This window comes from Amycolatopsis sp. NBC_00348 (genome assembly GCF_036114655.1).
GTDB lineage: Bacteria > Actinomycetota > Actinomycetes > Mycobacteriales > Pseudonocardiaceae > Amycolatopsis.
Map to the genome: position 1 here is coordinate 746,851 of NZ_CP107994.1, position 14,172 is coordinate 761,022.

At 70.5% G+C, this 14,172-nt stretch carries 15 protein-coding genes; 13 read left to right on the forward strand and 2 right to left on the reverse strand.

The window, feature by feature from the left end; all coding sequences use genetic code 11:
• Window positions 1-2 precede the first annotated feature (2 nt).
• A complete protein-coding gene (locus OHS58_RS03625) occupies window positions 3-533 on the reverse strand; it encodes a sigma-70 family RNA polymerase sigma factor (RefSeq protein ID WP_326951957.1) in 531 nt (176 codons plus the stop codon).
• A gap of 558 nt (window positions 534-1,091) precedes the next feature.
• Between OHS58_RS03625 and OHS58_RS03630 the strand changes: the two genes are divergently transcribed.
• The 13 genes from OHS58_RS03630 (at window position 1,092) to OHS58_RS03685 (ending at window position 12,493) form a co-directional block, all read left to right on the forward strand.
• The gene (locus OHS58_RS03630; RefSeq protein ID WP_328647119.1) at window positions 1,092-2,492 is read left to right on the forward strand and encodes a ferritin-like domain-containing protein; all 1,401 of its coding nucleotides are present in this window, start codon (window positions 1,092-1,094) and stop codon (window positions 2,490-2,492) included.
• Complete coding sequence (locus OHS58_RS03635) at window positions 2,485-3,177, forward strand: class F sortase (protein WP_328647120.1); 693 nt, start codon at window positions 2,485-2,487, stop codon at window positions 3,175-3,177. Before OHS58_RS03630 ends, OHS58_RS03635 begins: the two co-directional genes overlap by 8 nt.
• 172 nt (window positions 3,178-3,349) lie before the next feature.
• Window positions 3,350-3,772, forward strand: coding sequence for a YkvA family protein (locus tag OHS58_RS03640; protein ID WP_328647121.1), 423 nt, complete (start codon window positions 3,350-3,352; stop codon window positions 3,770-3,772).
• Window positions 3,773-3,905: 133 nt separating this feature from the next.
• Window positions 3,906-4,799, forward strand: a complete 894-nt coding sequence (gene pqqB, locus OHS58_RS03645) for a pyrroloquinoline quinone biosynthesis protein PqqB (protein WP_328647122.1) — start codon at window positions 3,906-3,908, stop codon at window positions 4,797-4,799.
• Window positions 4,796-5,500, forward strand: coding sequence for a pyrroloquinoline-quinone synthase PqqC (gene pqqC / locus OHS58_RS03650; RefSeq protein WP_328647123.1), 705 nt, complete (start codon window positions 4,796-4,798; stop codon window positions 5,498-5,500). The genes pqqB and pqqC overlap by 4 nt, the downstream gene beginning before the upstream one ends.
• On the forward strand, window positions 5,500-5,775 hold the full coding sequence (gene pqqD / locus OHS58_RS03655) for a pyrroloquinoline quinone biosynthesis peptide chaperone PqqD (RefSeq protein ID WP_326951308.1): 276 nt from the start codon (window positions 5,500-5,502) through the stop codon (window positions 5,773-5,775). Before pqqC ends, pqqD begins: the two co-directional genes overlap by 1 nt.
• Window positions 5,772-6,872 carry a pyrroloquinoline quinone biosynthesis protein PqqE gene (gene pqqE, locus OHS58_RS03660; RefSeq protein ID WP_328647124.1) on the forward strand — a complete coding sequence of 367 codons (1,101 nt, stop codon included), beginning with the start codon at window positions 5,772-5,774 and terminating at the stop codon, window positions 6,870-6,872. Before pqqD ends, pqqE begins: the two co-directional genes overlap by 4 nt.
• Window positions 6,873-6,994: 122 nt before the next feature.
• Window positions 6,995-7,069 carry a pyrroloquinoline quinone precursor peptide PqqA gene (pqqA, locus tag OHS58_RS48665; RefSeq protein ID WP_442788329.1) on the forward strand — a complete coding sequence of 25 codons (75 nt, stop codon included), beginning with the start codon at window positions 6,995-6,997 and terminating at the stop codon, window positions 7,067-7,069.
• An 80-nt stretch (window positions 7,070-7,149) separates the two neighbouring features.
• A complete protein-coding gene (locus OHS58_RS03665) occupies window positions 7,150-7,698 on the forward strand; it encodes a manganese efflux pump MntP (RefSeq protein ID WP_326951305.1) in 549 nt (182 codons plus the stop codon).
• Between the two features lie 17 nt (window positions 7,699-7,715).
• Window positions 7,716-9,935 carry a catalase/peroxidase HPI gene (gene katG / locus OHS58_RS03670; protein WP_328647125.1) on the forward strand — a complete coding sequence of 740 codons (2,220 nt, stop codon included), beginning with the start codon at window positions 7,716-7,718 and terminating at the stop codon, window positions 9,933-9,935.
• Between the two features lie 137 nt (window positions 9,936-10,072).
• A complete protein-coding gene (locus OHS58_RS03675; protein WP_326951303.1) occupies window positions 10,073-10,528 on the forward strand; it encodes an MSMEG_3727 family PQQ-associated protein in 456 nt (151 codons plus the stop codon).
• A gap of 16 nt (window positions 10,529-10,544) precedes the next feature.
• Window positions 10,545-12,227, forward strand: coding sequence for a PQQ-dependent dehydrogenase, methanol/ethanol family (locus OHS58_RS03680; RefSeq protein ID WP_328647126.1), 1,683 nt, complete (start codon window positions 10,545-10,547; stop codon window positions 12,225-12,227).
• A 71-nt stretch (window positions 12,228-12,298) separates the two neighbouring features.
• The gene (locus OHS58_RS03685; RefSeq protein WP_326951301.1) at window positions 12,299-12,493 is read left to right on the forward strand and encodes a recombination activating protein 1; all 195 of its coding nucleotides are present in this window, start codon (window positions 12,299-12,301) and stop codon (window positions 12,491-12,493) included.
• Between the two features lie 10 nt (window positions 12,494-12,503).
• On the opposite strand, the gene OHS58_RS03690 is transcribed toward OHS58_RS03685, so the two are convergent.
• Entirely contained in the window at window positions 12,504-13,898 is a 1,395-nt protein-coding gene (locus OHS58_RS03690; RefSeq protein ID WP_328647127.1) for a DNA-binding protein, read from the reverse strand.
• Window positions 13,899-14,172: the final 274 nt, after the last annotated feature.

The following is a 14,172-nucleotide window of genomic DNA, read 5'->3' on the forward strand; positions in this document are numbered from 1 at the left end:
GCTCAACGCGGGATCAGCTCCCGGAGCTTGGCCGCGGCCAGCCGGACGCGCGACTTCACGGTGTTGACCGGGATCCCCAGTGCCGCGGCGATTTCCCGGTAGGCCATCCCGTCGATGTAGGCCCGCGTGAGCAGGATCTGCTGCTCCTTCGGCAGTTTCGCCAGCGCGTCCCGGAGCCGGCGGACCTCGGCCCCGGTGAGCGCCTGTTCGCTGGGATCGGGCTCGGTCGGGATCAACGCCTGGCGGGCGACCAGGTTGTCGCGCTCGCGTGCCGCCTGTGCCGCGCGCACCCGGTCGACGGCCCGCCGCCGCGCGATCATCGTGACCCAGCGGGCGCCGGTGCCCTGCGTGACGTCGAAACGGGCCGCCGTCGCCCAGAGTTCGAGGAACGTCTCCTGGGTGACCTCTTCGGACTGTGCGTGGTCCTGCACCACGCTGTACACGATGTGGAAGACCAGACCGAAGAATTCCCGGTACAACCGGTCGAAGGCGGAACGGTCTCCGCACGCCACCCGCTCGAGCAGTTCTTCCATGGCCGCGATTCCTGTCTCGGCAGTCTGAACGACAGAACGTGAACTCGTTTCGAGCAGCGGGGGCCGGGCTGCCTGTCCATGAAGCGTTCGAGGCATTGGCGCGTCGAGCTTGGTCCGGGCCGGCGGCGCGCGACGCGTGGACGGACCGGTGCTGCGGCTACTGGGCCATCAGAGTGATCCTCGCGAGGATCGGGTCAGGGGATTTCTCACCCTGATCTGCGTTTCGCCGCAGGTGGTGGGGGATGAGCCCGGAGATTCCGCGCGCTCGGGAGGCCGGCCGGGTCGCCTTGCCGGGTGAACCCGATCGGGTGGGCCTCCGAACCATGGTGGTCGGTGGACACCGATCCGAGATCCGGCCGAGGCGGTCCGACCCGGGGTGCGCGGCAGCCGGTGAGGTTGCCGCCGCCCTCGGGTGATCGCCGGTTTCGCTGACTTTCTTCTTTGCTCCGGCCGGATCTCACCAACGAGCCTGCTCGGCTTCGAGCCGGACGCAGCGCGCAGAGAGCGTGGTGTCGAATGCGATCTTTCAGGAACGACAGGGTTTTCGGCGGTAAGCCGGTGCTGGGTATCGCCACCGAGACCGACCGCCGGGCCTTCCTCCGGATGGCGGGTCTGGTCGGGGTCGGCGCGACGCTGGTCGCGGGCGGCCTGGGGTCGGTGGTGACCTCGGCGATCGCCGCGCCGGCCGCCGGCGACGCGGGCGATCTCGAGATCCTCGACTACGCGTTGACACTCGAGTACCTGGAGTCGGACTTCTACACCACGGGGCTGGCGAAGAAACTCGTCAGCGGCCGTGAGCTCGAGCTGATCACCGAGATCGCCGACCACGAGAGCGCGCACGTCACGGCGGTCACGGCGTTGATCAAGCAGCTCGGCGGCACCCCGGTCGCCAAGCCGGCGATCAAGTACCCGGACGAGACGTTCAAGGACAAGGCGGGTTTCCTGAAAGCGGCGTCCACCTTCGAAGAGGTCGGCGTGACGGCGTACCACGGTCAGGTCGGGCTGATCAAGAGCGGTGACGTGCTGGGCGCGGCCGCGTCCATCGCCGGTGTGGAGTCGCGGCACGCGGCCGTGCTGGCCTCGCTCATGGGCGGCGCGCCGTTCCCCGCGCCCATCGAGAAGCAGCGGACGAAGGACGAAGTCCTCGCCATCGTCAAGCCGTTCCTCTCCCGACTTCCCGACCTCGTAAGGAAAGCACTCATGAACAGGCGTGATCTCATCCACGGGCAGGCCACCGACGTCTCGCCCCGGCTGGCACTCGGCGCGCTCGGCAACCGCTGGGCGCTGGCCCAGGCCGGCGACTTCGGCAGCGACCTCGACGTCCTCAACTACGCGTTGACGCTGGAGTACCTGGAATCGGCGTTCTACGTCCAGGGCAACCAGGCCGTCGCCCTTTCCGGGGCGGAAGCCGACTACCTCAAGCAGATCCAGTCCGACGAGGAGTCGCACGTCACGACCCTGACCGCGACGATCAAGAAGCTGGGCGGGACCCCGGTCGAAGCGCCGATGGTGAACTTCGGGGCCGCGTTCGACAACCGCATGAGCTTCCTGACGGCCAGCCACACCTTCGAGAACGTCGGCGTCGGCGCGTACCTCGGTGCGGCGGGCTTCGTGAAGGACAAGACCATCCTGCAGGCCGCGGCGGGCATCTTCGGTGTCGAAGCCCGGCACGCGGCGATCGTCGGGAACCTGCTCGGCCTGCCCGCGAAGGGCGGGGTCTTCATGGGCAACACCGAGACCTCGAAGGACAAGGCCGCGGTGCTCGCCGCCGTCGCGCCGTTCCTGGTCGCCACGCCGACCGTGCCGAAGGGCGCGCCGGCGATGGGGGCGGGCGGGGCGAGCGACGACCAGACCGGCGTCGCCCTCACAGCCACCGGAGCGGTCCTGATCGCCGGCGCGGCGGCGGTCGCCGTGAGCCGTCATCGCCGTCCGGGCGGCGACGAAGAAACCCGTGGCTGACCAGGTTCCCGAGCCCGGCGGGCGTCAAGCCGACGCCCGCCGGCGCCGCCGCGCGCTCCTGCCGGCGCTGGCGGTGGTGCTGGCCCTGACCGGCGGCGGCCTGGTCTGGGCCGGCGTCACCCACAAGCCCGCCCAGGCCCCCGTGGCCGCGGCCGGCAGCGTCCCCGCACCGACCACGACGACCCCGCCGCCCACCACCGGCCGCCCGCCCACCCGCCCGACGGTCCCGTTGCCCCGGTCGACGCCGGTCTCGATCCAGGTGCCCAGCATCGGCGTGGACGGTTCGCTGCTGTCGCTGGGCCTCAACCCCGACCGGACCGTCGAGTCGCCCAAGGACTTCAGCCGAGCCGGCTGGTACGACTACGGCCCGACCCCGGGCGAGGCGGGTGCGTCGGTCATCCTGGGCCACATCGACTCCTACCGCGGCCCGGCCGTGTTCTACCGGCTGTCCAAGCTCACGCCGGGGGCCGAGATCCACATCGGCCGCAGCGACGGCAAAACGGCAACGTTCACGGTCGACGCGCTGAGGCAGTACCCGAAGAGCCGCTTCCCGGCGGAGGACGTCTACGGAGCCGTCGAGTACGCGGGCCTACGCCTCGTCACTTGCGGCGGCGAATTCGACCGGGCGGCGCGCAGCTACCTGGACAACATCGTCGCCTACGCACACCTCACGGGCACGAGCTGAGCAGCCCGACGCGAATCGGTACCCGAGGTCGTTCGTCCACACAGGACCGTGACGGATGCCTCGGCGCTTGTGTCACGCCTGGACCAGCCGGATGCTACGGGCGTAACGTGCGCGGAATGGGTGTCGAACCTCGTGGCCGCCCGGCACTCCGGCGCCGCGCCGTCGGCCGGCAGTGACCGGCTCGTTCTGGTGGGACCTGCTGATCGGCGCCGCCATCACGCTCGTGCTGGCCTGGCTCGCGCTGATCGTCGCGCTCGTCGTCGTCCGGCCGCGGGGCGGTCTCCTGCGCGAGGCCCTGCGGCTGCTGCCTGACGTGCTGCGGCTCATCCGGCGCCTGGCCGCGGACCCCGCCCTGCCCCGCGGCATCCGGATCCGGCTCGGCCTCCTGCTGGTCTACCTCGCCATGCCGATCGACCTGATCCCCGACTTCATCCCGGTGCTCGGCCACGCCGACGACGCCATCATCGTCACGGCCGTCCTCCGCGGCGTCGTCCGCCGCGCGGGGCTCGACGCCGTGCGCGCCCACTGGCCCGGCACCGACGACGGCTTCGCCGCGGCGGCCCGCCTGGCCGGAATCCGGACCCCGGCGAACTGAGCGGCCGGTGCGGTCCGCTCGTGCGGGGACGGTCGCCGTTCGTCCGTGATCCGGTACCGGTCGTTCGCGATCGGTTGCCAGGTCCGGCGCGGGGCGATGAAGGTTGCGGGAGAAAGCCGAGCTCGGGAGGGACATGTTCGTTCACTGTCTCGGAGTCGCGGCGGGCGGCGGATATCCGCAGTGGAACTGCGCGTGCGCCGGCTGCCGGAAGGCCCGTGCCAAGCCCGAAGCCGCGACGACCCACGCCGGGATCGCCGTCTCCGGAACCGGTGAGCGGTGGTTCCTGCTGAACGCGACCCCGGACGTCCACCACCAGATCGCGGCGGATCCCGCGCTGCACCCGGGCCCGGCGATCCGCGAAACACCGGTGGCCGGGGTGCTCCTGACGGACGCGGAGTTCGATCACACGATCGGCCTGCTGGTGCTGCGTGAGGGGTCGGCGCTGACGGTGTACGGGACGTCCCCCGTGCTCGAAGCGCTGACCACGTCCTTCCCGGTCCGGGACCTGCTCAGCGATTACGCGGACCTCTCCTGGACCCGGCTCGACACCGGGCTGCCCCTGGACCTGGACGACCGGTTGCGCGTGACGGCCTTCCCGACCGGGTCCAAGGCACCTCGCTACGTCGGGCGTCCGTGCGCCTCGGCCGAGTGGGAGGTGGGGTTCCGGCTGGAAGACCGGGTGACGGGCGGAACCGTGGTGTACGCGCCGACGCTGCCCCGGTGGGACGCGGCGTTCGCCAAGCAGGTGGCGTCGGCCGACTGCGTCTTCCTGGACGGCACGTTCTGGACGGACGACGAAATGTCCGGCCAGGGCGCGGGAAACCGGACCGGGCGCTCGATGGGACACCTGCCCGTCGGTGGCGCCGACGGCTCCGCTCGCGCGCTGGCCGCGCTGCCGGCGAAGCGGAAGATCTACACGCACATCAACAACACGAACCCGATCCTCGACGAAGAGTCCCCGGAGCGACGCCGGCTGACGGACCTGGGCATCGAGGTCGGTCGGGCCGGCCTGGAGGTGGAAGTGTGAACGCCTGGTCCTCGGAAGCGACGGAGGAGTTCGAAGCGCGGCTGCGGTCGATCGGGGAGAAGCGGTACCACCACCTGCACCCGTTCAACGAACGGATGCACGCGGGCTCGCTGACCGAAGAGGAATTCCGGGGGTGGGTGCGGAACCGCTTCTACTACCAGGTGAACCTGCCGGTGAAGGACGCGTTCATCCTGACCAAGCTCCCCGGCCGGGACGACCGGCGCCGGTGGATCCGGCGCATCATCGACCACGACGGGCGCACGGGGGACGAGGGCGGCCTCGAGAAGTGGGTGCGCCTGGGCGAAGCCGTCGGGTTGACCCGCGAGCAGCTGTTCGACGACGACACGGTGCTGCCCGGCGTGCGCTTCGCCGTGGACGCCTACGTGGACTTCTGCCGCCGGCGGCCGTGGCTGGAGTCCGTGGCGTCGGCGCTGACCGAGCTGTTCGCGCCGGATCTGCTCAGCCGGCGGATCACCGACGTCGAGCACCACTACCCGTGGATCGCGCCGGAAGGCCTGGACTACTTCCGGGCCCGGCTCACCCAGCAGCCGAAGGACATCGCGCACCTGCTCGAACTGGTGCTCGGCCACGCGAAGTCCCGGGAGCAGCAGGACGCCTGCGCGCGGGCGCTGGAGTTCAAGTGCGACGTCCTCTGGAGCCTGCTCGACGCCGTGCAGCTCGCGTACGGCAAGAGGTCGTGATGGACACCGGCGACCTGACGGCCACGCCCCGGCTGGCCACCAAAGCGGTGCTCAAGCACGACAGCGTGCGGGACGTGGAGCTGCTCCTGCTGCCCGAGAGGGTGGTGCTCCTGAACAAGTCCGGGGCGGCGATCCTGGGACTCTGCGACGGCAGCCGGACCGTGCGGCAGCTGGTCGAGCGGCTCGAGCACGACTTCGAGGCGACCGATCTCACCAGCGACGTCATGGCGTTCCTCCAGGACGCCAGCGGCCGCGGCTGGGTGGTGGTCAAGTGACCGCACCGCCGCCCTACGGCCTGCTGGCCGAGGTCACCCACCGGTGCCCGCTGCACTGCGTCTACTGCTCGAACCCCCTGGCGCTGCTCGAGCGGCAGGACGAGCTCGGCACCGAGCACTGGCTGCGGGTGCTCGGCGAAGCGGCCGGGCTCGGCGTCCTGCAGGTCCACTTTTCGGGCGGGGAACCCCTCGTCCGCGGCGATCTGGAGACGCTGGTCGCCGAGTGCCGCCGCCTCGGCCTGTACACGAACCTGATCACCAGCGGCCTCGGGCTCACCGAGCGCCGCGCGGAATCGCTCGTCGCGGCGGGGCTCAACAGCACCCAGCTGAGCATCCAGGGTGACGCCGCCGAGGCGACGGACCTGATCGCGGCGAGCAAGCGCTTCGACAAGAAGGAGGCGGCCGCGCGGGTCATCCGCGACGCCGGGCTGCCGCTGAACATGAACGTCGTCCTGCACCGGCTGAACCTGGACCGGCTGGACGCGATCATCGACGTCTGCGTGAAGTGGGGCGCCGAACGGCTGGAGCTCGCCAACGCCCAGTACTACGGCTGGGCGCTGCGCAACCGCGAACCGCTGATGCCGAGCAAGGCCCAGCTGGACGAGGCGGTCGGCGTCTACGCCCGCCGGAAGTCCGAGCTGGCGGAGCGGCTGGAGCTGCTCTGGATCCTCCCGGACTACTACGAGACCTACCCCAAGCCGTGCATGGGCGGCTGGGCGCGCACGGCGCTGACCGTCGCCCCGGACGGCGTCGTCTACCCCTGCCCGGTGGCCGCCGGGATCACGACGATGGAGTTCCCTTCGGTGCGCGACCACGACCTCGCGTGGATCTGGACGAAGTCGGCCGCGTTCGAGGCGTTCCGGGGCACGGACTGGATGCCCGACCCGTGCCGGAGCTGCCCGCGCAAGGAGCTGGACTTCGGCGGCTGCCGGTGCCAGGCCTTCGCGTTGACCGGCGACGCGGGACGCACCGACCCGGTGTGCCGGCACTCGCCGGACCACCACCTGGTGCAGGACGCCCTGCTCCGGGCCAACCAGAAGGATCCCGGCGGGCAGCTCGTCCACCGCAGGCCGACGGTTCCGGCGCGCGAGCGGTAGTCCCATTCGTGGGCCGCGGAGCGCCGTTCGGCACCGGTTGCCGACCGCTGGTCCAAGATCGGTTGTAGCGCCTCCACCGGATCCCAGATGCTCTTCGATGTCCGCGAAAGAGGAGGAAAAACATGCAGTGGGAAACTCCGGAGTACACGATCGTCGAGGTGTGCGCTGAGGTCACCGGCTACTTCTACCGGGGCTGACAGCCGGGTCCCCGCGTCGGCGTGAGGCCCCGGCTCCCGGGGCCTTGCGCCACCCTGATCACTCTCACGAGGTGGTTCGAGTGACGCTTGAATTCCTTCCGCTGATCGCCCTCGCTTTCGGTCTCAGCCTCGACAACTTCCGCTCGTCGATCGCCATCGGCACCATCCCGTTCGGCTGGCGGCGCGCTCTGCAGGTGGCCCTCGTCTTCGGCGTGTGGGACGCGGTGGGGCCGCTGCTGGGCGGATTCCTCGGTCACTTCCTGGGCGACTTCCTCGGTGACTGGGCCGAGTACATCGGGGCGGCCGCGCTCGGGTTGTACGGGGTGTACTTCATCGTCGGGGCGATCCGGCACCCGGAGCCGGAGGACATGGACCACCCCTGGGTGACGCTCTTCGGGATGCCGCTTTCGCTGAGCATCGACAACTTCATCGCCGGCACGAGCCTGGGCATCGCCGGGTTCTCCCTCGTGGTCCCGATGCTGGCTTTCGGCGGCATGACCGTGATCATGTCGTTCGCCGGCCTGTACGTGGGGCGGCTGGCCGCCAAGGTCGTCCGGGTCCGGTCCGACCTGTTCAGCGGGATCGCGTTGCTCGGCGCGGCGATCCTGCTGCCACTGGCCTTCGGCTGAACCGTGGGTGACACCGGATGCCCGAGAATCCCGACACCCACGTCTACCGCACCTACGACGAGGTCCTGGGCACGACCCGGGCGGCCCGGCGGCGGAACCCGCCGGTGGCGAGCGGCGACGCCAACGACTGGTGGCCGCACCGGGTCGACCTGACGGCCCTGCGCCGGCGCCCGCCCGCGGACTTCGGCTACGCCGCGGAATTCGCGACCGTGGACCTCGGCGAACTGGCGCGGGACATCGACGAGGTGCTGACGACGTCCCAGGATTGGTGGCCCGCCGAATTCGGGCACTACGGTCCCCTCGTGCTGCGCATGGCCTGGCACGCCGCGGGCACCTACCGCGTCAGCGACGGCCGGGGTGGCGCCGCTGCCGGCATGCAACGCTTCGCCCCGTTGAACAGCTGGCCGGACAACCGGAACCTGGACAAGGCGCGCCGGTTGCTGTGGCCGGTCAAGAAGAAGTACGGCCGCCGGATCTCCTGGGCGGACCTGATGGTCTTCGCCGGCAACCGGGCACTGGAGTCCATGGGCTTCAAGACTTTCGGGTTCGGCGGTGGCCGCACCGAGGTGTGGGAGCCCGACGAGACGTACTGGGGTCCGGAACGCAAGTGGCTGGCCGAAGAGCGCTACAGCGGCCTGCGCGAGCTCGACGAGCCCCTGGCCGCCACCGAGATGGGGCTGATCTACGTCGATCCGCAGGGCCCGGCCACCAACCCGGACCCGCGGCTCGCGGCCCGCGACATCCGGGAGACCTTCCAGCGGATGGGGCTGGGCGACGAGGAAACGGTGGCGCTCATCGCGGGCGGGCACACCTTCGGCAAGACCCACGGCCCGGCGGAGCCGAACGCGGTCTGCGGGCCCGAACCCGAGGCCGCGCCGCTCACCGCGCAGGGCCTGGGCTGGACCGGCCGGCACGGCAGCGGCATCGCGGCGGACACGGTCACCAGCGGGCTGGAGGGGATGTGGACGCGCACACCCGCCCGGTGGGACCACACGTTCTTCGAGACGCTCTTCGCGTACAAGTGGGACGTCGAGCTCAGCCCGGCCGGTCTGTGGCAGTGGATCCCGAGCGAAGGCCAGGGCGAGGGCACCGTGCCGGACCCCTTCGACCCGGACGTGAAACACCACCCGGTCATGCTCACCACCGATCTCTCGTTGCAGGAGGACCCGGTCTACGCGGCGATTTCGCGGCGGTTCCTGGAGCACCCGGAACAGTTCGAGGACGCGTTCGCGCGGGCCTGGTTCAAGCTGACCCACCTCGACATGGGCCCGCGCCGGCGGTACCTGGGGGCGCTCGTCCCGGCCGAACCGCTGATCTGGCAGGACCCGGTGCCGGCCGTGGACCACGAGCTCGTGGACGCCGGCGACGTCGCAGTCCTCAAGCGCGAGATCCTCGGCTCCGGCCTGACCACCACCCAGCTCGTGGCGACGGCGTGGGCGTCGGCTTCGACGTACCGCGACAGCGACAAGCGCGGCGGCGCGAACGGCGCGCGGATCCGGCTCGAACCGCAGCGCGGCTGGCCGGTCAACGAACCCGGGCAGCTGAACGTCGTCCTGCCCGTGCTGGAAGGGATTCAGGAGCGGTTCAACGCCGCGCAGCCGGGGGACAAACGTATCTCGATGGCCGACCTGATCGTGCTCGGCGGATGCGCCGCGGTGGAGCACGCCGCCGCGGCCGGTGGCCACGACGCCGGCGTCCCGTTCCGGCCCGGGCGCACCGACGCGACCCAGGAGTGGACCGACGTCGAGTCGTTCGGCGCGTTGCACCCCTGGGCGGACGGCTTCCGGAACCACCTGCGCGACGGCTTCCGGCTGCCACCGGAGCACTTGCTGGTCGACCGGGCGAACCTGCTGACCTTGAGCGCGCCCGAGATGACGGTGCTGCTCGGCGGGCTGCGGGTGCTCGGAGTCACCCACCGGCGTTCTCCGGTGGGCGTGCTGACTTCGGCGCCGGGGTCGTTGACGAACGACTTCTTCGTCAACCTGCTGGACATGGCGACGGTGTGGGCGCCGAAACGGGACGGGGCCGGCTGGAGCGCGATCTACGAGGGCCGCGACCGGGACACCGGCGAGGTGAAGTGGACCGCGAGCCGGGTCGACCTCCTCTTCGGTTCGCACTCCGAGCTGAGAGCGCTTTCGGAGGTGTACGCGAGCGACGACGCGGGCGGGAAGTTCGTCCGGGACTTCGCCGCGGCGTGGGTGAAGGTCATGGAACTCGACCGGTTCGACCTGCGGTGAACGGTACCTCTCGGCGGCCGAACGGTGGGCCCCGGCTGTTCTGTGGCAACGGATATCGTGCGGACGTGCCCGGCGGTAGAGTCCGAACGCGTTGCAGGACAACAGAAGTCCGAAGCACCTGTAGGAGGTGAGGTCCGATGACGACTGCCCAGGAACGAGAAGACCTCCTGGTCGAACTCCGCGGACAGAACAAGGCGACCATCGGTGCCGTGCTCGGGTCCGGCACGATCGCCAAGGCGACCGAGCGTGCCGACGGGACGATGGAAGCGACCATCCGGATCCGGGAGGACGCCATGGCGTGGGAACCGGGGGTGCTGATCATGCCGCACTCCGGCGTCCTCGAGCTGACGATCATCAACGACGACAAGAACACCCACGCCTGCTTGCTGCCCAGCAACGGGGACAAGCAGTTCATCGGCCTGCTGAACCATTCGAAGGGCAGCGCGACCCTCGAACTGGACGGTCCCGGCTGCTACTGGTACGGCTCGCCGGCCGGCAACGACGAGGGCCGGGGCCTGACCGCCGCCATCGTCGTGACCGGCGAAGTGCCGCCGGAGGCCAAGCTCGACCGACCCGCCCAGCCGCGGCCGTAGAAAGGCAGGAACCACAATGACGATCGAATACCTCGACGCCGGCAAGGCGATCGACCACGGCAAGCTGTCCAACCTGCCGCACCGCGCGCCGGACGTGACGCGCGGCCTCGGCTACGAGCGCATCCTCCAGGCGCGCAGCGAATCACACAACTGGATCACCTACTACGGCGACTACGACGGCAAGCGGCACAGCCTGCTCGAGGAGATCGACGCCGGGAACGTCAAGGACCTGAAGGTCGCCTGGATCTTCCAGGCGGGGGCGAGCGGAATGATCGCCTCGACGTCGACCTACGCGTTCGAGGCCTGCCCGCTGGTCGTCGACGGCGTCATGTTCGTCACCGGCTGGGACGGCTGGCTCTGGGCGCTCGACGCGAAGAGCGGCGAACAGCTGTGGCGCTACAAGCACGCGATCCCGATCGACGTGACCCTGTGCTGCGCCAACGTCAACCGCGGCTGCGCGGTGGCGAGCGGCAAGGTCTACATGGTGACCCAGAACGCCCAGCTGGTCGCGCTCGACGCCACCACCGGGCGGAAGATCTGGCAGAAGCCCATCGGTGACGTGCGGGCCGGCGAGAGCGCCACGATCGCCCCGCTGGTCATCAAGGACACCCTCATCACCGGGTCCTCCGGCGGCGAGTACGGCGTCCGCGGCCACATCGACTGCTGGGACCTCGAGACCGGCGAGCGGCGCTGGCGCACCTACACCGTGCCGAAGCCGGGTGAGCCCGGCTCGGAGACCTGGCCCGCCGACGGCGAGGCCTGGCAGCGCGGCGGCGCGAACCACTGGGTCACCGGAAGCTTCGACCCGGAGCTGAACCTCTACTACGCGGGCACCGGGAACCCGGCTCCCGACTTCGACGGCGAGGTCCGTGAAGGGGACAACCTCTACACCGACAGCGTGGTCGCGCTGGACGTCGACACGGGTGAGATCCAGTGGCACTACCAGTTCACCCCGCACGACCTGTGGGACTACGACTCCACGATGGAGATGACCCTGTTCGAGCGGGACGGCAAGAAGCTGCTGGCCCACTTCGACAAGAACGGGTACATGTTCGTCCTCGACCGCACCAACGGCGAGCTGCAGCACGTCACGCCGTTCGTCGACCGGATCGACTGGGGTGTCATCACCCGCGACGGCAAGGTGACCGCGCGGAAGTACCCGGACAAGGAAGGCGAGCCCTGCCACTTCTTCCCCGGCCCCGCCGGCGCGAAGGAGTGGACGCACGCGTCGTACAACCCGGACCACGACCTGTTCTACGTCCCGGTGGCCGACGTGGGCGCCACCGCCACCCGGCGGCGTCGCGAGTTCAAGGAGGGCATGCCCTACTGGGGCGCCGCCGTCGAGGTCGACATCGACGACATGGCCGGCTCGGTCAGCGCGTTCGACTCCCACGGTGAAGAGAAGTGGCGTCACCGGCTCGACAGCATGCCGATGGCCGCGTCGACCCTCAGCACCGCGGGGAACGTCGTGTTCGCCGGCACGCCCGCGGGCGATTTCCTGGCGCTGCACGCGGAAACGGGGGAGAAGCTCTGGAGCTTCCAGTGCGGCTGCGGTCACCACAGCAGCCCGAGCACCTACAGCGTCGAGGGCAAGCAGTACATCGCGGTGCCGGTCGGCTGGGGTGGCTGGCTCGAGGGCATCGTCCCCGGCATGTCCGGTCAGGGACACGGTGCCGCGCTGATCGTCTTCGCCCTGTGACGGGAAACCACCGCTGACGTGGCCGGGCCGTCGCCGCGGCGACGGCCCGGCCACGGGACCGAGGTGATGTGATGGACCAGCCGTCGATACCCGGAAGTGTGCGGTTGCCGTGCCTGTACTGCGGCGAGCGCTACGGGCCCGACGACGTCGCGCGGCACACCGAGCCGGTGCGCTGCGGGCGCTGCATCACGTGCGTCGACAAGCCCGCGTGCTTCGACTGCCGCCTGATGTACTGCGTCTGTGACGTGCACCGGTACCGCGGCTGACGAGCGCCGGTCAGATCTCCAGCGCCCGGCGCACGGTCGGGGCGTTCCGCCGGGAGACCGGCACCATGGTCTGGGCGTCGTCGTCCATGACCAGGAACAGCTCGCCCTTGTGCCGGCGCTCGACCTCCCGGATCCGGCTGAGGTTCACCACGTACTGGCGGTGCACCCGGAGGAACCCGGAATCGGTCAGCTCGGCTTCGAGCCGGTCGAGGCCCGGCGAGGCGGAGCGCAGCAGTCCCTGGTCGGTGGACAGCCAGACGTCGTTGCCGTCCGACTGGGCGAAGGAGACTTCGGGCAGCCACAGCAGGACCATCCGGTTCTCGCGGGTCGCGACCATCCGGTGCGGCTGCACGTGCGGCGGCACGTCCTCCTTCGCCCGGGGCAACGGATCCCCTTCGGCCACACCGAACGAAACGACGTTGCCGACCAGGTGCCCGGACAGGAAGACCGGCTGGAAGCTGATCGACGTCGGTTCGCTGGCCAGCCGGGTGGCGATCTGCGTCGAACCGGCCCAGTCGGGATTGCGCACCGCCTGGGCGGCGGCGTACTTGGCGGCCCGGATGAACTCCGGCAGCTCCGGTTTCCACCGCACCGCGGGATCGGGCGCCGGTGTGGAGCCCGGGATGCCGAGGAGCACGCCCGCCGTGTCGTCGGCGAGCACGACCCGGCCCGCGGCGTCCACGGCCGCGAGCGCCGCGCTCGAGCCCGACCTGACGTGGCCGAAGGCGGCCATCAGCTCGGCGCCGTCGTCCTTGGCGCGCCGGCGCAGGATGCGCTGGGTCATCGTGGCGGCGTTGCCGAGCCAGGCTCCTACCGTGCCGGGGAGGTCGCCGCGCCAGCACGAGATGTTGAGCACCGCGACCGGTTCCCGGGTCACCACGTCCCGGATCGCCACCCCGGCGCAGGTCCAGTCGTGGAACGCCCGGCACCAGTGCTCGGCGCCGCGGATCAGCACCGGGGCGTAGGACATGAGCGCGGTACCCATGCCGTTCGTCCCGGTGGCGCCCTCGGACCAGCAGAACCACCGGGCCAGGTTGGCTTCGGCGGCCACGTCCTGCGTGGCCTGGTCGCCCCATTGGGCCAGCACCCGGCCGGTGCCGTCGGTGATGGTCACGATGCCGCCGAGGGTGCCGACCTCGTGGGCCAGCGAGGCGGCGCGGAAGCCGAGCTCGGCGAACACGACGTCGTGCTCCGGCGCGTGGCCGACCTCCGCGACGGCCGCCGGGGCTTCGGTCAGGCCCGGGTCGACCCGGTACTGGTCCCGGCACCGGTGCCAGGAAATCGCTATCTCGGGCCGCACCCCGCTGAGGTCGTCCCCGCCTCGCGCGAACCGTTCCCACGCCTGGAACACCGACGCGCCACCACGGCTGCGGGAGCTCGGGTCGAGCTGGCGTACCTGTGCCATGCGGAGACCGCCTTTGGTCTGTCGGGCCCGGGCGCGGCGATTGGCCTTCGTAGCAAGCTAAACCGGGCATCGGAGCGAGGGCAAGCCGCGCGTGATGACTGCGGGCGAACGTCCCACGAACGGTGGTGCGGCGATGACGGGCGGCGGCCATTCACCCATCGGCGGTCGGGACGGCGTTTGGCCACCAGCCGGGCATATGCTCGGAGCCTGCCCGGAATTCTTCGCCAGCCCACCCGTTCGTCCGGGTAGTTCTACAGCGAAGTGGCCGAACGGC

Excerpts from the sequence above, each read along its gene's own strand:
- OHS58_RS03625 (WP_326951957.1), bottom strand. The coding sequence starts at position 533 with ATGGAAGAACTGCTCGAGCGGGTGGCGTGCGGAGACCGTTCCGCCTTC.
- OHS58_RS03675 (WP_326951303.1), top strand. The coding sequence starts at position 10,073 with ATGACGACTGCCCAGGAACGAGAAGACCTCCTGGTCGAACTCCGCGGA.
- OHS58_RS03690 (WP_328647127.1), bottom strand. The coding sequence starts at position 13,898 with ATGGCACAGGTACGCCAGCTCGACCCGAGCTCCCGCAGCCGTGGTGGC.
- OHS58_RS03680 (WP_328647126.1), top strand. The coding sequence starts at position 10,545 with ATGACGATCGAATACCTCGACGCCGGCAAGGCGATCGACCACGGCAAG.
- OHS58_RS03685 (WP_326951301.1), top strand. The coding sequence starts at position 12,299 with ATGGACCAGCCGTCGATACCCGGAAGTGTGCGGTTGCCGTGCCTGTAC.
- katG (WP_328647125.1), top strand. The coding sequence starts at position 7,716 with ATGCCCGAGAATCCCGACACCCACGTCTACCGCACCTACGACGAGGTC.
- pqqD (WP_326951308.1), top strand. The coding sequence starts at position 5,500 with ATGGACACCGGCGACCTGACGGCCACGCCCCGGCTGGCCACCAAAGCG.
- pqqB (WP_328647122.1), top strand. The coding sequence starts at position 3,906 with ATGTTCGTTCACTGTCTCGGAGTCGCGGCGGGCGGCGGATATCCGCAG.